The organism is Mumia sp. ZJ430, assembly GCF_011751845.1.
GTDB lineage: Bacteria > Actinomycetota > Actinomycetes > Propionibacteriales > Nocardioidaceae > Mumia.
The window spans coordinates 1-20,457 of record NZ_JAAHFK010000003.1; the positions used below are offsets into that span (position 1 = coordinate 1).

Below are 20,457 nucleotides of genomic sequence, written 5' to 3' on the forward strand. Positions count from 1 at the left end.
CGTCGAAAACCCAACCAAAGGCTAGGCAACAACTTCCGTTATGACCCGGACTAACTATTTGCTGACAAATAATTGTCACGGAATCAACCCCAAACACTCACCCCTCCAAAGAGAAGCAAAAGTCCGAGGCCTTACTACTGATTATCTCGTCGACTTTTGGCACACTGTTGAGTTCTCAAACATCAGACACACAAAACCCTCAACCCCCACGGGCATCAGATCAAGGCGCGACCCCCAAACCTACCAGGCGCTCCTCGGACTCCCAAACCGGGCTCCTTCGGGGCACCTCGTAGCGACCATCTCCCGCTCCACGCGTGTGGAACCGGCTAGGCTCTTGCTTTGAGGTGGTTATCGCTGGGGCCGCGTGCCCGGCCTCTCGGCCTTGCCCGCCGCCGTCCCCGGCAACAAGAAGAACATTACAGGGTCGGTTTTGGGCGGTCAAACCGGGGGTACCCCTTAACGCGCAAAGTGCCTCTGACCTGCGGGGATGCGTAGCACCCGCGTGCAGGGGGCCGATTCAGTCGATCCGGAGCTCCACGGTCGCATCGGCAGAGATCGCTGCGCCGCGCGTCCATCCCGGGGGCACCAACGGCAGCCGAACCCGTCCTTCGAGCCGAACGACCACCGCGTCACCCCTCCCCCGCACCTCCCAACGGAGAGCTGCGACGTGTCCGTCGGCGTCGACCGCCCGGAGGTAGTCGGCCACCGCTGTCCTCGCCGCCGTCGGATCGAGCGGCGCACGCTCTCCTGTCGCCCCGTACAGGCTCGAGCGCTCGACTCCCTCCGCAGCGGCCAGCGCGGCACCGTCGGCGAGGTCCGCGAGACGCCGTTGTCCGAGGTAGGCGGCTGACGCGTTGACCACGACGGCGACGACGAGGAGCAGGACGAGGAAGAAGCCGATGATCATCACCGAGATCTGACCGCGGTCGTCCCGCTTGCCCTCTGTCACGACCGGTCCTCGCGGAACCGCCCGTACGGCTCTGTGTGCGTGCTGCTCACGCGGACCGCCGGCCGGGCTCCGCCGAGGAAGTCCGGGACGAACGGCAGGTCGGCCCATACGTCGACGGTCACGGTCACCGACGATCCCGGACTGAGGCAAGGTCCGCCCGTGCAGTCCACGCTCACGGCGCGGGCACCCGCCTCGATGCCGTGGTCCTCGAGCACGAGCGCGGCCGCCGCACTCCCCCGCTGCTGAGCGGAGGCGACGTCCGGGCTCTGGACGTACGCGCGACCGGCGGCCCGCCCTGCGGCGCTGGCGCCGTACGCGGCCCGCTGCACCTCGAAGACCGAGAGCATCACGTACGCCAGCGGGATCAGGAGCAAGATCCCCAGCCACGTCATCTCGACGATCGCGCTGCCCCTCTCGTTGCGCGTCATCCGGTCTCCTCGACGGCGCGGCCCGTCCCCGTCACCGTGACGGCGGGGCCGACGATCCCGAGTGCCGGGACCTCGGCACGGGCTCGCACGACGACGACCGGCTGCCCGCTGGCCGATGCCCGCGCGGTGGTGACCTCGCGGGCGTACCTGCTCGACAGAACTCGGGTGATCTGCTCGCGCGTGCGGCGCGCGCCGTCGTCCGGTGTCGCCCCGGACCGCGAGGCGACACGCGCGCCGTCGGCAGCCGCCGCGGTGAGGGTGTTGCGGACGTGCAGCACGAACCCGACCTGCATGACGCCGAGCACCAGCGGCACGAGCACGACCATGACCAGGCAGAACTCCGCGACCGCGGATCCCTCGTCGAGCCGCGGCTGCGCGCGTCGGCTCATCCTCCGACGGAGCTCAGCGCCGACTCGAGCATCGACTGCAGCTGCGGCCCTGCGACGGCCGTCAACCCCGCGACGAGGCCGGCTGACATGACGACGATCAGGACCCAACCGGGCACGTCGCCGCGCTCGTCCCGGTCGTCGTGGACCCGCTGGAGGCGGGATGCGGGTCTGGGGGACACACGGTGTGGGTGGGGGCGTACGAGCATGACTCTCCTCGGGTGTCAGGGCGTGCTGAGCGACAGGCTCACCAGACCGGGGTAGAACGCGAACAGGACGGTCACCGGCAGAACCAGGAAGACGACCGGCACGAGCATCAGGACCTCGCGGCGGGCACCGGACTCGACGAGCTCGCGGCGGCTCGCCTCGCGGACGTCTGCGGCTTGGGCGTGCAGCACCTCGGTCAGAGGCGTACCGCGCTCGACGGCCACCGACAGGGTCTCGGCAAACCGCGCCACCGCCGTGACACCCGAGCGCGCGGCAAGAGCGTCGAGCGCCTCGGAGAGCGGGCGGCCGATCCGGACGTCGGCGACCACCGTCCGCAGCTCGGCCGCCATCGCCCCGTTGCTCACCCGACCGACGCGCTCGAGGGCGGAGACCGGCCCCTCGCCGGCGGCGACCGCGAGCGCGAGGAGGTCGGCGAGCGTCGGGAACTCGCGCACGAGCTGGTCCTCTCGGCGCGCGACCGCCTGGGTGAGGGCGATGTCACGAGCGAGCACGCCACCGACGGCGGCAACGCAGCACAGCACGAGGCCGGCGAGCGGCCGTACGGTCGAGACGGCGCTCCAGCACAGCAGGAGAGCGGCCACTGCACCGAACGCCGAGCCACCCCACACCACCTGGCTCACCCGGAACTCCTCGAGCGTCATCGGCGACCCGCTGCGTGTCAGCCGACGGCGCACGGACGCGCTCCCGCCGAGGGTGCGCTCCACCAGCTCGGCCGCGCGGCGGACAGTCGGGCCGAACACTGCCCACCCCGTCTGCAGCGGGGCGGGCGTGCGGTCGGACGCCGAAGGCGGGACGACGTCACGGACGTAGGGAGCGACCCGGCTGACGAGGGTGGGACGGCGTCGCAGGCGCGCGACACGGACGAGCTCCAGCAGCCCGACGGCGACTCCCGCCGCCAGAAGCCCTCCCGCCACGACCGGGGTCACCGCAGGACCCTCGGCTCGCGGGGAAGGCGGCCGATCCGAAGCATCAGCCGGTACGCGACGACGCACACCGCGAGCCCGCAGAGCAGGAGCACGAGGCCGGTGCCGCTGCCGAACTGCGCAATCGCGTCGCGACGCATCGCCATCAGGGCGAGCACGATCCACGGCGCGGAGACGGCCAGCCGAGCACCGTTGATCGTCCAGGCCTGGCGGGAGACGAGCTCGCCACGGGTCCGAAGGTCGTCGCGCAGGAACGCCGAGAGCGTACGGAGCATGCGGCCGAGATCGCCGCCGCCGACGTCGCGCGCCACCCTCAGCGCCTCGACGACGCGGTCGCCGACAGGATCGGCGAGTCGCGCCTTGAGGGTGTCGAGCGACTCGGAGAACCGTCCGCTCGCCTGATAGTCGCGAGCGAAGGCGGCGAACGGCCCCCGTAACGGCTCAGGGCCGCGCTCGCCGAGACCCGCGACGGCCTCGGGAAGCGACAACCCCGCGCGTACGGCCGAGGCCAGGTGGTCGACCGCCTCGGGCCAGGCCGCCGCACGCTCAGCGACGACCCTGCCGGCGCGTGCCCGGATGACACCCACCGGCACGTACGCGGCGGCGAGCCCGCCGACGAGCGCGACCGTCGGCGTCCCCGTGACGAGGAGCGCCACGACGAGCCCGAGCACCCCGCAGGCACCGCAGACCCCGACGAGTCCGGAAGCGGTCACCCCCTCGGCGCCGGCGCGCGCGAGAAGGTCGGCGAGGCGACCCCTGCCGTGACCTGTACGGGTGGTCGCGACGTGGCTCGCCGACGACGCGGTGAGGCCTGACCAGGCGAGGAGGAGACCGATGCCGATCCCCAGACCGAGGACGTAGCCCATCAGCCCTCCCGCCGCAGGAGCGCGCCGATGTCGATGCCGGACTGCTCGAACCGCTCCGTACGGGCAGGGGTGCCGGCGCCGCGTACGAGAACCCCGTCCCGGAACGAGAACAGCGTCTCGGTCTCCATCACGTCCTGCTCGACCCGCCCGTTGACGGCGGCGATCTCACGCACCGTACGACGGCCCTGGGAGTCGAGGCCGAGGTGGACCACGTGGTCGACGCACGTCGCGACGGTCGGGACGACGAACCGGGCGGAGATGTTCTCGCCGGCCAGCAGCGGCAGGGTGCAGAGCTTGACGAGGGCCTGGCGCGCTGACGACGCGTGCAGCGTCACCATGCCCGGCAAGCCGGCGTTGAGCGCGAGGAGCAGGTCGAAGCACTCCTCGGCGCGGACCTCGCCGATGATCAGGCGCGAGGGCCGCATCCGCAGCGCCTCCTTGACGAGCGTGCGCAGGCGGATCTCCCCGGTGCCCTCGAGGCCGGCCTGGCGGGTCTGCAGCGCCACCCAGTCTGGGTGGGCGAAGCGCAGCTCGAAGACCTCCTCTGCCGAGACGATCCGCTCGGCACCCGGCACCTCGGTGGCGAGCGCGTTGAGGAGGGTCGTCTTGCCGCACTGCGTGCCGCCGGACACGACGATGTTGTGCCCGGAGACGACACTGGCCCGCAGGAAGTCGGCCGCATGCTCGGTGAGCGTGCCTGCGGCGACCAGGTCGGCGAGCCCTCGGAAGCGCTGGACGAACTTGCGGATGTTGACAGCGACGAAGCCGCGCGAGATGCCCTCCAGCACGACGTGGAGGCGATGCCCTCCTGGGAGGGTCGCATCGACGAACGGCTGGCTCACATCGAGCCGCCGGCCGCTGGTCGCGAGCATCCTCTCGACGAGCTCACGCACCTCGACCGCATCGAGGATCACCGGCGTCAGCTCCGTGCGACCGGCCCGCGCGACGAAGACTCGTGACGGATCATTGATCCAGATCTCCTCGATGTCGGGGTCGTCGAGGTAGGGCTGGAGTGGCCCGAGGCCCGAGACCGCGGCCACCAGCTCGCCGACTGTCGCCTCGGGATCGGGCAACGCCGCGACGACTCCCGTCAGGCTCCGCTGGTCGTGCGCGGCCGCCACCTGCTCGGCGATCCGCCGCACCGCAGACGCATCTCGGAGCGGATCCACCCCCTGCGCGCGCACGTGCTCACGGACCTGGTCAGCAAGGCTGCTCGTCGTCACGGAACTCCCCCAAGGGCGGCGATCGTGACCGGAATCCTGCCGCAAACACGGGTCACCACAACACCCCTGTGACCGAACCTGTGGAAACCCAGGCTCAGACCGACGCGGTCGTGCCGTACAGCAGACGCCTGACACCTGCCCGCGACGCCAGGAGAGCGAGGACGAGCAGGGTCACGGGGACGAAGCCGCCCAGGCTCACCGAGCCGCCGAACGCGACATCGATCAGCCAGAGCACGACGAGCTTGCTCCCCACCGCCACCACCCAGAGCAGGACGGCAGAGGTCGTCTTCGTCAGCAGGGTGGTGGCGCCACGCAGCCGGGTCAGGACGACCCCCTTGACGAGGAGCACCAGCTCCAGCGTCACCTTGAGCAGGACGGCCGTCAGCAGCGAGAGGGTGAAGGTCTCGCTGATCACCGCCGGGAGGTACTGGATGGCGAGGTTGAGGACGACCACGTAGACGAACACGTCGATCACGTCGGCCGGGTGCGCGGCGACCCAGGCGCGCAACGACCCGCGCTGGGAGCCGGCCTCGCCCACGACGTACGGCATCAGAGTGTCCGGCCCTCAGTGCGCGGCGACCACGGCACCGACGGCTCAGCGACGCCCCGCGCGCGGTAGGCCCGGGGCGACAGCCCGTGGGTGCGGTGGAAGACGCGGCTGAAGTGGGTCGGGTCGGGCAGGCCGACTGCGGCGGCGATGTGGGCGATCGACTCCCCCACGTGCTCCGGGTCGAGCAAGAGGTCGCGGGCACGGGCGATGCGGCGTTCGCGTACGTACGTCGCGACGGGCCCGAGCTCGGCCGCGAACGCCTCGTACAGGCGTCGGCGTGACACCCCGGTCAGCGCGGCGAGGGCGGCCGCGTCCAGCGTCGGGTCAGCGAGCCGCGCCTCCACGTGGCGCTGGGCGGCGGCCACGATGCGGTCGTGGTCGGTCCGCGCGGGCAGGCGGAACGCGGGCGTGTCACGGACAACCCGGGCCGCGATGTCGGCGAGCACACCGGTCGCGAGGAACCCGTCGCCGCGCGCGCTCGTCAGCATCGCCTCGCGCAGCTGCGGGAGGGCGTCGCTCTGCAGCGGCTGCGCGGCCTTCATCGCGATCTGGTCGCGCGACAGCCCGAGCGCGCTGCGTGGGATCAGCAGCAGGAGGATGCCGAACGGCAGCGCGCTGCCCGCGTCGTACGGGTCGGCCGTGTCGTACACGACGACGTCGCCGCGGCTCAGCGCATGCGTACGGTCGTGCTGGCGCAGCGCCATGTGGCCGCCGAGCCCGAGGCAGAGCTTGATGTAGTCGCTCCCGCCGACCGTGTCCTGTTCGCTGCGGGACGCCACGTGGGCCGTCCCCTGAAGCGTGCACGCGCGGATGCCGTCGTGCTGGCGCATCGTGACGTGACCGTGGACGACCTTCTGAGGGCCGGTGATGGTGAGCGGGACGAGCATCCGCGAGCACGCCTCGGTCCACATGTCGGTCGTGCTCGCGAGCGACGACCGTCGCGTGTCGAGCTCGGCGAACGCCGTCGCCGGATCAGCCTCCACGTCCGTCACCTCGAACGCCTCAGAAGTCGGAGGACGGGGGTCGTCCGCCGCACTGACCGGCATCATAGGCCAGCTCGGGGGTGATTCTCGCCACTTTCGCGACCGCGAGGTCAGGCCGGCTGCCAGGGAGCAGCCGGTACGCCCAGCCGGTCGGCCACCGCGAGCACCACCGCCTCCGCACCCGCCCGGCCGATCACCTGGAGGCCGACCGGCAGCCTGTCGACGGTGCCCACGGGGACGGACGCCGCCGGCGCCCCCGTCGCGTTCGCGAGCGAGGTGAAGCGCGTGAGGACGAGCTCGACCGGCCAGGCACGGCCCGCGACGTCGACCTCCTGCGCGCCGATGCGTGGCGCGACGACGGGGACGGTCGGACCCACGAGGACGTCGACGTCGCGCAGCGCCGCCTCGCACCACGCACGCGTGCGCGTCACGACCTCCCGAGCACGCGCCAGGTCGGCGTCGGCGACCGGACCGAGCTCCAGCAGGGCGGCGAGGTCGGGCCCGTACGAGGCAGGCGCGTCGGCGAAGGCCGTACGGTGCACCTGCTCGGCCTCGTGCCGGACGAGGGTGAGGATCGCCTCGGTCCGCGCGGCGACATCGGGCACGGCCACGTCGACCACCTCGGCGAACCCGGCGGCGACCGTGCGCGAGGCGGCGGCCACCTGCGCGACCTCGGCGCTCGTGGACGGCTGGGCGTCGACGAGCCAGCCGACCCGCAGCCCAGACAGATCGTCCCCGGCGACCGTACGCCCGCCGAGCGCGTGGAACGCGAGGCCGACGTCGGCGGCCGTACGCCCGAGCAGCCCGACGTGGTCGAGCGAAGGGGCGAGCGGGTAGGCGCCGTCGAGGCTCATCCAGCCCGCCGTCGGCTTGAGCCCGACGCAGCCGGACAGCGCTGCGGGGATGCGCACGCTGCCGGCGGTGTCGGAGCCGAGCGCGAGCAGGCTGCTGCGCGCGGTGACCGATGCGCCGCCACCACCCGACGAGCCACCAGGGATGCGGTCGTGCGCCCACGGGTTGCGCGTCGGCCCGAAGTGCGGGCTGTCGGTGCGTCCGCCCCACGCGAACTCGTGCGTCGCCTGCTTGCCGAGGACGACCGCACCCGCCGTCCGCAGCGCCGTCACGGCCGCCGCGTCGCCGCGTGGGACGTGGTCGGCGAACCGCGCCGAGCCGTACGCGGTGCGCAGGCCGGCGATGTCGAAGAGGTCCTTCACCCCGACCGGGATGCCGTGCAGCGGTCCACGCGGACCACGTGCGGCGATCTCGGCGTCGGCAGCGCGGGCCTGCGCGAGCGCAGCCCCACGGTCGACGGTGACGTAGGAGTTGAGATCTGGCTCGGTCTCCGCGATCCGTCGCAGGTAGGCGTGCGCGAGGTCGACGGCACGCACCTCGCCCGTCGCCAGCGCCCCGGCCGCCGCGACCAGGTCGAGCGCGAGGAGGTCGTCGTCGCGTGCTGACGGGTTCATCGCGGCATGCACACGACCGGCTTGATCGCCTCGCCCGACAGGCTCGCGGCGATCGCGTCCTCGATCTGGTCGAGCGCGAAGTACTCGACGAGCCGGTCGTACGGGAAGCGTCCCTGGGCACGCAGCGCGAGCAGGGCCGGGATCACCTGGCGGCTGGTCGCCCCGCCGCCGAGGACGCCGATGATGCGCTTGCCCCACAGCGTCGTGAGGTGGTCGATCGCGAACTCCGCGCCGGCCGGGGCGCCGCCGATGAGGATGCAGGTCCCGAGCATCCCGACCGAGTCGACGGCCTGACGGACGACCGGGACGACACCGGTGCACTCCAGCGCGAACGTCGCCGGGCCGCCGCAGATCTCGTGGACCTGCGCGACCACGTCCTCGCTCGCGTCGAGAGTGTGGGTGGCGCCGAAGGACAGCGCCAGGTCGAGTCGAGACCGGTGCTTGTCCACCGCGATGATCGTCGTCGCCGGCGTGCAGCGGGCGGCCATCACCGCGGAGAGACCGACGGCCCCAACCCCGTACACGACGAGCGAGTCGCCCATCGCTGGGCGTGCGGTGTTGAGGACCGCGCCCGCGCCGGTGGAGATGCCGCAGGCCAGCGGCCCGACGATCTCCAGCGGCACGTCCTTGTCGACGACGACGAGCGCGTCCGCCCACGTCAGGGCGTACGTGGCGAGCGACGACTGGCCGAAGAAGTGGCTCGACAGCGCCGACCCGTCCGTACGGTGCAGTGCGGACTCGCCTTCGCGCGGTCCGAGCAGGCGCGCCCCCGACACAAGGGCCTCCCCCAGCCGGTCGCAGTAGCGCGGCTCGCCGCCGATGCAGTGCGCGCACATGCCGCACGACGGCCAGCCGATCACGACGTGGTCGCCGGGCGACACCGACGTCACGCCGTCGCCGACCGCCTCCACGATCCCGGCGCCCTCGTGCCCGAGCACGCCGGGAAGCGGCTGCGGCAGGTCGCCGTGCCGGGTGATCTCGTCGGTGTGGCACAGCCCCGTCGCGATCACGCGCACCAGTGCCTCGCCAGCACCAGGACGGTCCAGCTCGACCTCCTCGAGCACGAACGGCGCACCGGACTTCTCGACGACCGCGGCAGTGATCTTCATGAGGTCCTCTCCTGGGTACGGGCGGGGGCGCGCGTCTCGAGCGCGGTGAGGTCGACGTGGTAGCCGACCGGGAAGATCCGGAAGCCCGTACGGTCGATGACCTGGCCCCACAGCCCGCGCGGCATCCAGATCGCGGAGGCGGCGGCGAGGACGCCGAGCACGATGAGGTACCAGCTGCCAGAGTCGGCGAGGAGCTGCTGGAGCGCGAAGAAGACGACCGCTCCGACGATCGGGCCCTCGAGATAGCCGATGCCGCCGATGACGACGATGAAGATCATGTACGCCGACCACTGCACGCTGAAGATCGCGTCGGGCTGGACGCTGAGCGCGTTGATGACCAGCAGGCCGCCCGCGGCGCCGCAGCCGGCAGCGGAGGCAAGGTAGACGACGTACTTGGCACGGGCGACGTCCACGCCGCTGGCCCGCGCGGCCACGTGGTCGTCACGGACCGCCGTCAGCGCGAGGCCCACGCGACCGCGCAGCAGCCAGTAGCAGGCAGCGACGGTGAGGATCGCGACGCCGAGTGCGGACCAGTAGATGAACGCGGCACGCAGGGTCTGATCGACGGTGCTCATGCCGGTCAACGGACGGCCGCTCGGGCCGCCGAGCGCGTCGATCTTGATCACGACGAGCCGGTAGACCTCCGCGATCACCCACGTGCCCACGGCGAAGTAGTCGCCGCGCAGCCGGAACGCGAGCCAGGACGTCGGGATCGCCAGGATCGCCGCCGTGAGGGCCGCGAACACGAGCGCGAGGAACGGCGAGAGGCCCTGGTCGGCGAGCGCGACGACCGTGTAGGCGCCGACGCCGATGAACGCCTGCTGCCCGACCGAGACCATGCCGCCGAACCCGGCGAGGAGGTTCCACATGCTCGCGATCACGACGTACACGAACAGCATGAACAGGCTGCTCGTCACGCTCTCGAAGACGAGGAACGGCAACGCGGCCAGCAGCACGACGAGGGCGCCGAGCGCGAGCACCGTCCATCGCGAGGAGCGGGCGGAGCGCCGTACGATGGCCTTCGGTGCGCCCGGGTGCGCCATCAGCGTGCTCATGCCCTGCTCCTTTCGCATGAGCACTGCGGTGCCTCGCTCCTCGTGCTCATGCCATCACCCGCTTCGGGATCATGCCCTGCGGCCGGAACGCCAGCACCGCGAGGAACACCAGGTGGCCCGCGAGCACGGCGCTCGACGGGTCGTACAGGGCGACGATGCTCTGCGTCATCCCCAGGATGAGACCGCCGGCGAGCGTGCCCCACAGCGAGCCGAGCCCGCCGATCACGACCGCCTCGAACGCGAAGATCAGCCGGGACGGCCCGAGCGCCGGGTCGAACGACGAGCGCATCGCGAAGATCATCCCCGCCAGCGCCACCGTGCCGAACGCGATCGCGGTGGCGATGCCGTAGACGTGGCGCGAGTTCGCGCCGACCAGCGCCGCGGTCTCCGGGTCGTCAGAGGCGGCGCGCATGATGCGGCCGTTGCGGCTGCGGCTGAGGAAGAGCTGGATCGCGATGATCGAGCCGAGGGCGGCGACGAGTCCGAGGATCCCGAGGTACGACAGCGAGATCTCGCCGACCTGCAGCGCGCCGGTCGCGAGCGCACCCGCGTCGAGCGTGCGGGTGTCGGCGGAGAAGATCTGCAACAACGCGTTCTGGAGCACGATCGACAAGCCGAACGTGACGAGCAGCGTAGCGAGCGGGCCTGCCTTCAGGCTGCGCTGGAAGAGGACCCGCTGCGTGCCGTACCCGATGAGCGCGAACAGCGGGATCGTCACCACGACCACCATCCACAGCGGGAGGAACGTCGCACTGACCAGGACGAACGCGAGGAACGAGGCGGCGATCGCGAGGTCGCCGTGCGCGAGGTTCACGATCCGCATCACCCCGAACATCACCGAAAGACCGCAGGCGAACAGGGCGTACAGGCCGCCGAGCAGGATGCCCTGCGTCACGGCGTTGAGGAGGTCCATCGGGTCAACCCGCCTTCGGACTGGAGTCGATGCCGAAGTACGCCGCCTCGACGTCGGGCAGCGCGAGCTCGCTCGGCGCCCCCGACAGGACGGTGCGCCCTTCGAGCAGGCAGTGGACGTGGTCGGCGACGGCCATCGCCTGGCTGACGTCCTGCTCGACCAGCAGGACCGCGCAGCCGCTGCGGACGATCTCGGCGAGCGCCTCGTAGATGCGCTGCACGACGACCGGGGCGAGACCGAGCGACAGCTCGTCGACGAGCAGCAGCCGCGGGTTCGCCATGAGCGCACGGCCGATCGCGACCGCCTGCTGCTGACCGCCGGACAGCTGCATCGACGACTGGTGCCGCCGGTCGGGCATCCAGTCGAAGAGCGCATAGATCGCGTCCAGGTCCCATGCGCCGGGCCGCCTGCGGTACTGGCCGGTGAGGAGGTTCTCCTCCAGGCTCAGCGAGGGGAACAGCCGCCGCCCCTCAGGCACCATCGCGATCCCCTGCTCGACACGCTGGTGCGTCGGCACCGTCGTGATGTCGGTGCCGACGAGGCTGATCGTGCCGCGCGACGGCCGCAGGACACCGGCGAGCGTACGGAGCAGCGTCGACTTGCCGGCGCCGTTCGCGCCGATGACGGCGACCTTCTCGCCCTCGCGGACGTCGAGGTCGAAGTCGCGCAGTGCCTGGAGCTGTCCGTGCTCCACGCACAGGCCTCGTACGGAGAGCAGGGTGTCCTCGCTCATGCGACGTCTCCTTCGACGGTCACCGCGTGGCCCAGGTAGAGCTCGCGGACGGTCGGGTCTGCCAGGACCGCGGACGGCTCGCCGTCGGCGACCAGGCGTCCGCCCGCCAGGCACGCAAGACGGTCGACGGTCGCGGTGAGCGCATGGACGACGTGCTCGATCCAGACGATCGCGACGCCCGAGGCGTTGACGGCTCGGACGAGCGCGACGAGCTCCACGACCTCCGGCTCGGTGAGGCCGCCGGCGACCTCGTCGAGCAGCAGCACCTTCGGCGCAGCGGCAAGCCCGCGGGCGACCTCGAGGCGCTTGCGCTGCAGCAGCGTCAGCGCGCCGCCACGCGTGTTGGCCACCGGGAGCAGCCCGGCACGCTCGAGGACCTCCATCGCCGCGTCGGCCGCCGCCCGGCCACGCAGGCCCGCGGCCTCGGTCGCCGCGACGAGGACGTTCTCGAACACCGTCATGCCCTCGAAGGGCCGCGGGATCTGGTACGTCCGCCCGAGGCCGGCACGCGCGCGACGGTGGGGCGCCATCGCCGTGACGTCGACGCCTTCGAGCACGACGCGTCCGGAGTCGGGGGCGAGGTCGCCGGAGATCATCGCGAAGAGCGAGGTCTTGCCCGCACCGTTCGGTCCGACGATCCCGAGCGTCTCCCCCGTACCGACGGCGAGGTCGAGGCCGTCGGCCACGACGACCTGCCCGAAGCTCTTGGACAGGTCGTCGAGACGCAGCAGCGGCGAGGCGGTCTGCGCGGGGACCATCAGGCGTTGGTCGGCTCGAGATCGCCGCCGACCGGCACCTCGGTGTTGGCCGAGTTGTCGACGATCGAGATGTCCCAGTCGAACTCGGTGCCGGGACGCCACTGACCGCCGACCGGGTGCTGGATCGCGATGCCCGGCTCCGGCCCCTTGGTGAAGTCGAGCGGACCGCTCATGCCGGTGTAGGACATGGTGCGCAGCTTCTCCGCGACGTCGTCCTTGTCCTTCGGGTCGTCGGCCTTCTTGAACGCCTCGACGGCGATCTCGAACAGCGAGTAGACCGACCCGAGCGCCTGCGTCCACTGGTTGCCCGTGTCCTTGGCGAACGCCGTGGCGAGCTCCTTGCTCGTCGTCCCGTCGATGCTCGAGGTGTACGGGTGGGACGGGCTCCACCAGATGTCGGTCGCGATGTTGTTCGAGAGCTGGCCGAGGGCTTCGGCCTCGGCGGGAAAGAGCATGACCTTCGCGACGGTCGCGAGCTTCGGGCGGAAGTCCTGCTGCTGCGCCTGCTTCCAGAACGTCTGGAAGTCGGGAGGGATCGGCGTGGTGGTGAAGAGCTCCGCGCCGGACTTCTTGAACTTCGCGATCTGGGCGCTGAAGTCGGCGGCGCCGTTCTGGTACTTGCCGCCGTCGATCGGGTTCCAGCCCTGCTCCTTCATCGCCGCGCCGAGGCCGTCGCGGAACGCGTTGGCGTCGGTGTCGTCGGGCCAGAGCGCGGCGACGTCCTTGGACTCGACGCCCATGCGTTCCCACATCGGGAAGAAGCACTCGGCGAACTGGTCCATGCCGAAGAAGAACAGCGTTGTGTACTGGAAGCCTTCGCCCGGCGTGCCGTTGCGGCCGTGGAACCACGCCTCCCAGGGCGCGATCGTCGTCACGTTCGGGACGCCCGAGGCCTCGCACTGGTCGGCGACGGGGTTGGTCGTGTCAGGAGTGCCGGAGCCGACGATGAGGTCGACCTTGTCGCTGTTGATGAGCTGCTGCGTCACCTCGGTGGCGCGGGTCGCGTTCGACTGGGTGTCCTTGACGACGATCTCGATCATCCGCTTCTTGCCGCCGGCGGTGAAGCCCTTGCGCAGCGCCTCGTTCATCTGCTTGACGACGAACGAGTCCGACGACGCGAAGCTGGCGAGGGGGCCGGTCTGCGGCGATACCAGCCCGATCTTGAGCACGTCGCTGGCCGAGGAACCGGTTCCCTTCAGGCCCCCGCAGGCCGAGAGCACCGAACTGCCACCGAGCGCGACGGCACCCATGCCGACGGTCTGGAGGAATGACCGGCGCGAGAAGCCGGTCCCGGGGGTGTTGTCCATGAGGGTTCTCCTTGATGCGCGACCGACCAGCGGTGACGTTGTCCGCCGAATGTGTTCGTAGATCGAACACATGTAGCGAGAGCGAACATAGCTGTGACGTGGATCTCCCCGGAAGGGCCGAGCGGTGTCCCTGCACGAATCGTCAAGTGGCTACACGACGACCGCCCTCGGCAGATCTGCCGAGGGCGGTGCGCACCTGCCACGAGAACGTGGCAAGGGGAAGGCGTCAGGCGGTGGGTCGGCGCTCCATGAAGGGGCAGGCGTCGAGCAGCCTGCGGAAGTCGAACGTGATCGGACGGGCATCGAAGTCCAGGCGGCTGCGCAGGTAGGCGACAGTGACCTCGCGGCCCTTGATCTTGAGGCCCTGCGGCAGGCGGAACTTGTCGACGCTCGCGAAGTAGTCGAGGTACTTGAACTCGCCGCCCGCCGCCGTACGCGAGAGCACCCACGCGTTGGGGATGCCGTACGCGTCGGCGATGACCAGCCCGTGCAGCGAGGCCGTCACGATCTGGCGGCAGCTCATGATCTCGCGGAGCACGCCCTCGACGTCGTCGGTGCCGAGGTCGATCAGCTTCACCCCGGGCCCGAGCTGAGCCTCAGCCCAGCGCTTCTCCGACCAGCGGGCGACGATGCCGATGTCGTGGGTCTTCTTCACCTTCGGGCGGAAGTACAGCGGAGTCAGCAGGGCCGGGTCGCCGTACACCTCCGGGACCTTCGCCTCGACGTCGAGCAGACGCGCCCGCGACAGCGGCCCGCGGACGGCCGTGTAGGTCGCCTCGGGCACGAGCTGGTCGCGATTCTCGTTGCCGAACGAGCCGGACCCCCAGACGATCGACTGTGGCGAGACCCGCTTGAGGATCGAACCGACCGCGATGTAGTGCGGACGCGACTTGTCGGCGAACACGACCTGGCGGCCGGTCATCTTGCCGATCAGCCACGGGGAGAGCAGGTCACCGAAGTTCGGAGCGCGCACCCACCACGTGAGCGGCAGCGCACCGTTCTGCTCGATGACGTCGCTCGCCACCTCGTACTCCCCCGCGATCGCCGACAACGCCGACGGTGACGTGCGGCGTCGGCCGAGGCGGGTGTGGACACGCTTCCGGAGCGTCGTACGGGGGCCGGAGGCGGTGACGACCTGGCTGGGCATGGTCGTCAGCGTATCCGTACCGATCCGCTGGACAAAGCGCCCGTGCCGTGACGGGCCACGTGCACCGTCACCCGCGTCCGAAGTAGCGGGTCGCCGCCGCCACGACGAGGAACGTCCCGACGACGATCAGGGACCACCCGCCGAGCCTGCGCCAGCTGCGCGACCGCACCCAGGCGACCACCCGGTCGACATAGACCGCGAGCTGGGGCACGCGCACGCGCGCCCACAGCATCAGCAGGTACGGCAGCGCCGCCGCCGCCGCGAACCCGACGTACACGAGCACCTGAACCAGGACGGGCGAGTCGCCCTCGCGAGCGATCCGGACGACCAGGTACGTCGCTGCCGCACCACTCACGCTCACCACGGTGTTGACCGCCGCGAACCCGAAGAGCTCTCGCGGGCGCGCCAGCTCCTTCGAGGCGACGCGCGGCTCGGGGAGGTCGTCGTCGGACTGCTCCCGGCGGCGAAGCACCCAGATCCCGGCGATGACGAACAGTACGCCGGCAATCTCGTCGAAGGTCTGCTCCACGAAGAGCGACTCGACCTTGCCCTGCAGCACGCGAGCCCACGTCTCGGGGTTGGCGAGCTGGAAGAGCACGGTGAGCGCGACGGCGCCCGTGGCCACACCGCCTGCCACGACCAGGCCCTGGCGCGCCACCCGCCCGCTCCGCCCGAGCACGGCGACCTGGAGGGCGATCAGCGTCGGGCTGAACCCCGTCGCGAGCCCCAGCATCACGAGACCGAGGACGGTCCCGGCCGCGGAGAGTACGAGGGCGAGCATCGCTCACAGCCTAGGGCGGGTCGGCGGCCCTCACCGGCCACCGACCCGCCCCGGGTGCTCGATCTGTCGTCCTACCTCGGCGCCGCGACGCCTTCACCTTCGGGCGCTGCCCAGAACAGGCCGCGTGCCGCCTGGCTCTGCCCGCCCTTGGGGTGCGTCCGGAAGAACACCGAGGTGCCGAAGACGAACGCCTTCGCGCCCGACGCCGCTTCGGCCGAGACGACCGCCGGCTGGCCCGCGGCGTCCTGCGGACCGTTCGGCGTGGTCCCGCCGGCACCGCCGCGCCGCCAGTGCCCGGCGATCAGCGGCGTCGTGGCGTCGAACGTCTGCTCCACCGTGACCTCTGCCCCCAGCCCCGTGAACCACGTCGCGGGATAGACGAACGAGTGGGCCTGCGCGTACGGCGCCAGGACGCCCGCGGCCACGGTGTCGACGGCGACGATCCCGTTGCCGGAGCCGTTGCCGGCGACCGCCGTCCCCGTGACGAGGCCGAAGGTCCGCGCCGTGTTGAAGGCGCCGGCGCCGCGACCGACGATGCTGCCGCCCGCGTCGACGTATGCCGTCACGGCAGCGCCGCCCGCAGCCTGGCTCTCGTTGAAGCTCAGCGCCGACCCGAGCCACAGCACGTCGACGTCGACGAGCAGCGACGGCGTCGCCGTGAGCGTCGCGGCGGTGAGCGGGACCAGGTCGTCGAACCCGAGCTGGGTCAGCGACAGCAGGTCGTCCTGGTTGCCGGTGTAGCCGATCGTCAGGTCGTCGAGCCCCTTGGCCGTACCGTCGCTCAGCTGGCGCACCTCCGCGGAGGTGGCCTTCTCGAAGTCGACGTCGAGCTCCTCGGCGACGTCCTCGACCGCTTCGTACGAGGCGCGGTCGGACCCAACCACGGCAGAGCCGTCCGCGAGCTGCGACACGGCGACGCCGTCCTCGAGCAGCGCGTTGAGCGCCCGGTAGTCGTTGACGCCGGCGAGGTCGAAGGTCACGTACGCGCGCTTCGACGGGACGTCGCCGTCGGCGTCGCCGCTGACGGGCCGGAGCTTCGGCAGCCTGCCCACTCCGGTCGTGCCGACCGGCTCGACGTCAGCACCCCAGAGGAAGCCCCAGCTCCACGCCGAGATGTCGTACATGCTCGGGAACTTCGCCGAGATGTCGGCTCCCGGAGCGAGCAGCGCGTGCGCGAGGTTGCGCTTGGGCTGGTGCAGGTCGACGACGTACGTGCCCTTGCGGAAGGTCGTGCGGCCAAGCCGTTCCGAGCGGTCGAGCCGGCCGACCTCGATGCCGTGCAGGCGCAGCGCGCGGACGAGCGTACGGGCGTCAGAGACCGAACGCTGGTCGTCGTCGATGGGGATCACGAACGCCCGCGGGTACGACACCGGGTTCTGGTCGTCGGCGACGTCCCACTCGTCCTTCCACTCCTGCGGGCCCGGGACGTCGGCGATGGTCGCGGTCGTCAGCGCCTCGCGCGGGGCGCCGACCGACGCCCGGCGGAAGAACTCGATCTGGTCGGAGAGCATCGCGGCGTCGTTGTTCTCCACGTAGTCGACGAGGCTCTGCATGGTCTTGAGTGCGACCGCCGTGTTGATGACGGCGTTCGCCGGGGTCTGGGTGCTGCTGTTCGGCCGCGACTTCGGCAGCTCGACGGTCGCGGTGACCGCGCCGGAGAACGCCGCGTACTGAGCGGTGAACACCGGCGGGAAGTCGTCCCAGCCCGACGGGGTGTCGCGGTACGGGATCTTGATGTGCGCGTTCTCCGGACCAGTGACCTCCGGGACGACGCGGCCGGTGGTCACGTCGTAGTAGGTGTTGCCGGGGATCTGCGCCTCGACCACGTCCTTCTCCACCTGCAGGGACAGCGCGTACGCGTGCGGGATGAAGAGGTCGTACTCGTAGTCGTCGCCGTGCGGCGGGCCGCAGGGCTCGATCTGCAGCACGCTCGTGTAGCCGTGGAAGTCGGCGGCGTACAGCGCCTGGACGGCCTCGGCGGTCTTGATGAACGACGTCGACTCCGGCGTCGTGTTGGTGATCATGTCGCGGTTCGCGTCGAGGTTCACCGCCGTCGGCCGCTGTCCGATCGTCCGGCCGTCGGGGTTCAGCGTGAGGCTGAAGTAGAGCCGGTGTCCGTCAAGGAGGTCGCCGACCTCGCTCTCGGGCGCGGTCACGAGCTGCTCGATGTACTGGAGGGAGGCGTCCGTGCCCTCCCACTCGTTGCCGTGGATGTTGGAGCTGATCCAGATCGGCGTCTTGTAGTCCCGTGCCAGGCGCCTGTCCTTCGCGGCGTCCTTCGGGTCCTGCTTGATCTCGTCGCGCCACGCGGTCTGCTGGGCGGTCTCGCGGCGGTTCTCGGGCGCGGTGACCGTGACGAGGTAGAGGTCACGGCCCTGCGTCGACTGGCCGACGACCTGGGCTGAGATCCGGTCCGACTGCGCCATCAGCGCGTTCAGGGTCGGCGCGATGTCGTCGTACCGGACCATGTCGCCGCTGTCGGCGGCGTCGGGATCGGCCTCGGGGAAGACCTTCAGCGTCGGCTGGTACGGGTACGACGTCGGCATCCGCAGCGGGTCGCCGGCGACCTCGCCGGACGCGGCCTTGCGCGCGGCCTTGGCGGTGAGCGAGCCCGCGGCGGCCGGCTCCTTGGCCGAGCGTTCGGTGAACGGGGAGACAGGGGACGGGTCGGCGACGGCGGGGGCCGTCATCAGGGCGGTCGCGACGAGCGAGGCGCTCGCCGCGAGGCCGACTACGCGGAGGTGTCGCACGGGGGATCCTCTCCGGAGGGGACGGAGCCGGTGTGACGCGTTGTGACGTACGACACGTCGGCACGGATAGGCCGATTCTGCCGCGAAATCGCGCCGACGGCGAGTGCTCTCTGCGGGGTGAATTCAGGTCTTCACCGGGTGTCCGGTCAGGAAACGTCTCCGAAACGGCGCCGCCGGAACAGCGCCGGCAGGAACCGCAGCATCAGCGCCGACCACGTGAGGTGGGTCAGCGTCGACGCCTGGACCCCGCCGGTGGCGCGTCGCTGGAGCCCGAACAGTGTCCCCATCACCGCACCGGCCAGCGTGAGCGACGGGTTGCGGGAGGAGGCGGTGGTCGCGGTGTAGGCGAGGGTCGAGACGAGGACGGGGTGGCGCTGCCCCACCGCCTCGTACAGAGCGCCGCGGAAGAACAGCTCTTCGGCGGCGCTGTTCGCGAGGGTTGTGAGCACGACCATCGGCGGGCTGCCCTCGGCGAAGCGCAGCACCCGCCGCACGGCCGCGTCGAGGACCGGGATGCGCTGCGCCACCAGCGCACCGGCGTAGAAGCAGCCGAACGCGCCGACCCCGGTCAGCACCGGCACCACGACGGGACGCCGCTGCGGCGCGTCCGGGCGTTCGATCCAGCCCCGGTGCAGGGGACCCGAGGCCAGCGCGCCCGTCGTCCAGGTCGCCGCCGTCGCCAGGGTCAGGCCGTAGAACTGTGGCGAGTCGGGTCGTGTCGAGAGCGACACCCCGAGCAGGCCCGCACCAGCGACACCCACGGCGGCGACCGTACGGCGACGCCGACGGACCACCTCCGCGGGCTCAGGGACGGCGGCCCGGGCGACGTACCCGAGCCCACGCGGCAGCAGGGCGCGGACACGGTCCCACCGTCCCCCGCCGCTCACGAGGACCCACCGTCCTCCTGCTCCCGGGCGCGCTCGGCGAGCGCCCGCCGTACCGCCTCGTCGTACGCGAGCGGCTCGAACGGCACCACCTCGCGGATGGCGTCGTCGCGGACCACGACCTCGTTGACCATCGAGCCCACCAGCGAACGCCCCGTCCGCGTGTCGACGTCGGTGACGAGGGCGAGCCACAGCGCCGAGAGCCCCGGACTGAGCAGCGGGACCGGGAGGATCACCGGATGGCGCCCCTCGATGTCGGCGAGGCGGCGCATCATCGCCGCGTACGCGAGGACGTCCGGGCCGCCGATCTCGTACGCCCGGTCGGTGCCTTCGGGCAGGCTCAGCACTCCGACGAGGTAGCGGATCACGTCGTCCACGGCGATCGGCTGCGTCCGTGTGCTCACCCAGCGCGGCGTCACCATCGCCGGCAGGTGCTCGACGAGCTGACGCGTCATCTCCCACGAGATGCCGCCGTGACCGACGACGATCCCCGCACGCAGCGTCGTGACCGGGACGCCGCCCTCCGCCAGCAGGCCCTCGACCTCGCGCCGGCTGCGCAGATGGGGAGAGAGTTCGTCGCTGTCGTCGCCGAGCCCGCCCAGGTAGACGATGCGCCAGACCCCGGCCGCGGCCGCCGCCTCACCGAACGCGCGCGCCGCCTGCGCATCACGCCGGACGAAGTCCTCCGATCCGAGGGAGTGGACGAGGTAGTACGCCGACTCCACGCCCTCCAGGGCGGGCGACAGGGAGGCGGCGTCGTGCACGTCGCCGAAGACGGCCGTCCCCTCGCCCTCGTACGCGTCGGGCCGACGGGTCATCGCGAGCACCTCGTGCCCGTCCGCCACCAGCGACGGGACAAGTCTGCGCCCGATGAATCCCGTGGCTCCCGTCACGAGTACACGCATCGCGCCCTCCCCTGGTTGGCACCCTGCCTTCGATCATGGATTAACGGGCACCGGCACGCTCGTCGCCGTCCGTAACCCTTCGAGAACGATCTCTGGGCGTCGTAACAATCTCG

At 71.2% G+C, this 20,457-nt stretch carries 21 protein-coding genes; all 21 read right to left on the reverse strand.

The window, feature by feature from the left end; genetic code table 11:
* Window positions 1-517 precede the first annotated feature (517 nt).
* Window positions 518-949, reverse strand: coding sequence for a pilus assembly protein TadG-related protein (locus HCT63_RS12205; protein ID WP_167005047.1), 432 nt, complete (start codon window positions 947-949; stop codon window positions 518-520).
* The gene (locus HCT63_RS12210) at window positions 946-1,377 is read right to left on the reverse strand and encodes a hypothetical protein (protein WP_167005050.1); all 432 of its coding nucleotides are present in this window, start codon (window positions 1,375-1,377) and stop codon (window positions 946-948) included. The genes HCT63_RS12205 and HCT63_RS12210 overlap by 4 nt, the downstream gene beginning before the upstream one ends.
* Window positions 1,374-1,766, reverse strand: coding sequence for a TadE/TadG family type IV pilus assembly protein (locus tag HCT63_RS12215; protein WP_167005053.1), 393 nt, complete (start codon window positions 1,764-1,766; stop codon window positions 1,374-1,376). The genes HCT63_RS12210 and HCT63_RS12215 overlap by 4 nt, the downstream gene beginning before the upstream one ends.
* Window positions 1,763-1,945, reverse strand: coding sequence for a hypothetical protein (locus HCT63_RS12220; RefSeq protein ID WP_220471276.1), 183 nt, complete (start codon window positions 1,943-1,945; stop codon window positions 1,763-1,765). Before HCT63_RS12220 ends, HCT63_RS12215 begins: the two co-directional genes overlap by 4 nt.
* 42 nt (window positions 1,946-1,987) lie before the next feature.
* Window positions 1,988-2,917, reverse strand: a complete 930-nt coding sequence (locus HCT63_RS12225) for a type II secretion system F family protein (protein ID WP_167005058.1) — start codon at window positions 2,915-2,917, stop codon at window positions 1,988-1,990.
* Complete coding sequence (locus HCT63_RS12230) at window positions 2,914-3,780, reverse strand: type II secretion system F family protein (protein ID WP_167005061.1); 867 nt, start codon at window positions 3,778-3,780, stop codon at window positions 2,914-2,916. The genes HCT63_RS12225 and HCT63_RS12230 overlap by 4 nt, the downstream gene beginning before the upstream one ends.
* Window positions 3,780-5,003, reverse strand: coding sequence for an ATPase, T2SS/T4P/T4SS family (locus HCT63_RS12235; RefSeq protein ID WP_167005064.1), 1,224 nt, complete (start codon window positions 5,001-5,003; stop codon window positions 3,780-3,782). Before HCT63_RS12235 ends, HCT63_RS12230 begins: the two co-directional genes overlap by 1 nt.
* A gap of 94 nt (window positions 5,004-5,097) precedes the next feature.
* Window positions 5,098-5,553: a hypothetical protein gene (locus HCT63_RS12240; RefSeq protein ID WP_167005067.1), complete on the reverse strand. Its 456-nt coding sequence runs from the start codon at window positions 5,551-5,553 to the stop codon at window positions 5,098-5,100.
* Window positions 5,553-6,545: a helix-turn-helix domain-containing protein gene (locus tag HCT63_RS12245; RefSeq protein WP_167005070.1), complete on the reverse strand. Its 993-nt coding sequence runs from the start codon at window positions 6,543-6,545 to the stop codon at window positions 5,553-5,555. Before HCT63_RS12245 ends, HCT63_RS12240 begins: the two co-directional genes overlap by 1 nt.
* A 101-nt stretch (window positions 6,546-6,646) precedes the next feature.
* Window positions 6,647-8,002, reverse strand: a complete 1,356-nt coding sequence (locus HCT63_RS12250; protein WP_167005073.1) for an amidase — start codon at window positions 8,000-8,002, stop codon at window positions 6,647-6,649.
* The gene (locus tag HCT63_RS12255; protein ID WP_167005076.1) at window positions 7,999-9,111 is read right to left on the reverse strand and encodes an NAD(P)-dependent alcohol dehydrogenase; all 1,113 of its coding nucleotides are present in this window, start codon (window positions 9,109-9,111) and stop codon (window positions 7,999-8,001) included. The genes HCT63_RS12250 and HCT63_RS12255 overlap by 4 nt, the downstream gene beginning before the upstream one ends.
* Window positions 9,108-10,166 (reverse strand): branched-chain amino acid ABC transporter permease, encoded by a 1,059-nt coding sequence (locus tag HCT63_RS12260; protein ID WP_208322425.1) that lies wholly within the window; start codon window positions 10,164-10,166, stop codon window positions 9,108-9,110. The genes HCT63_RS12255 and HCT63_RS12260 overlap by 4 nt, the downstream gene beginning before the upstream one ends.
* A gap of 46 nt (window positions 10,167-10,212) precedes the next feature.
* A complete protein-coding gene (locus HCT63_RS12265; RefSeq protein WP_167005079.1) occupies window positions 10,213-11,079 on the reverse strand; it encodes a branched-chain amino acid ABC transporter permease in 867 nt (288 codons plus the stop codon).
* 4 nt (window positions 11,080-11,083) lie between these two features.
* Window positions 11,084-11,812, reverse strand: coding sequence for an ABC transporter ATP-binding protein (locus HCT63_RS12270; RefSeq protein ID WP_167005082.1), 729 nt, complete (start codon window positions 11,810-11,812; stop codon window positions 11,084-11,086).
* The gene (locus HCT63_RS12275; protein WP_167005085.1) at window positions 11,809-12,570 is read right to left on the reverse strand and encodes an ABC transporter ATP-binding protein; all 762 of its coding nucleotides are present in this window, start codon (window positions 12,568-12,570) and stop codon (window positions 11,809-11,811) included. The genes HCT63_RS12270 and HCT63_RS12275 overlap by 4 nt, the downstream gene beginning before the upstream one ends.
* On the reverse strand, window positions 12,570-13,877 hold the full coding sequence (locus HCT63_RS12280; RefSeq protein WP_167007045.1) for an ABC transporter substrate-binding protein: 1,308 nt from the start codon (window positions 13,875-13,877) through the stop codon (window positions 12,570-12,572). Before HCT63_RS12280 ends, HCT63_RS12275 begins: the two co-directional genes overlap by 1 nt.
* Window positions 13,878-14,103: 226 nt before the next feature.
* The gene (locus HCT63_RS12285; RefSeq protein ID WP_167005088.1) at window positions 14,104-15,024 is read right to left on the reverse strand and encodes a polysaccharide pyruvyl transferase family protein; all 921 of its coding nucleotides are present in this window, start codon (window positions 15,022-15,024) and stop codon (window positions 14,104-14,106) included.
* A 67-nt stretch (window positions 15,025-15,091) separates the two neighbouring features.
* Window positions 15,092-15,805 carry a GAP family protein gene (locus HCT63_RS12290; protein WP_167005091.1) on the reverse strand — a complete coding sequence of 238 codons (714 nt, stop codon included), beginning with the start codon at window positions 15,803-15,805 and terminating at the stop codon, window positions 15,092-15,094.
* Window positions 15,806-15,876: 71 nt separating this feature from the next.
* A complete protein-coding gene (locus HCT63_RS12295; RefSeq protein WP_167005094.1) occupies window positions 15,877-18,555 on the reverse strand; it encodes a M14 family zinc carboxypeptidase in 2,679 nt (892 codons plus the stop codon).
* Between the two features lie 146 nt (window positions 18,556-18,701).
* Complete coding sequence (locus tag HCT63_RS12300; protein WP_208322426.1) at window positions 18,702-19,442, reverse strand: CPBP family intramembrane glutamic endopeptidase; 741 nt, start codon at window positions 19,440-19,442, stop codon at window positions 18,702-18,704.
* Window positions 19,439-20,344 carry an NAD(P)H-binding protein gene (locus tag HCT63_RS12305; protein ID WP_167005097.1) on the reverse strand — a complete coding sequence of 302 codons (906 nt, stop codon included), beginning with the start codon at window positions 20,342-20,344 and terminating at the stop codon, window positions 19,439-19,441. The genes HCT63_RS12300 and HCT63_RS12305 overlap by 4 nt, the downstream gene beginning before the upstream one ends.
* Between the last annotated feature and the right edge of the window lie 113 nt (window positions 20,345-20,457).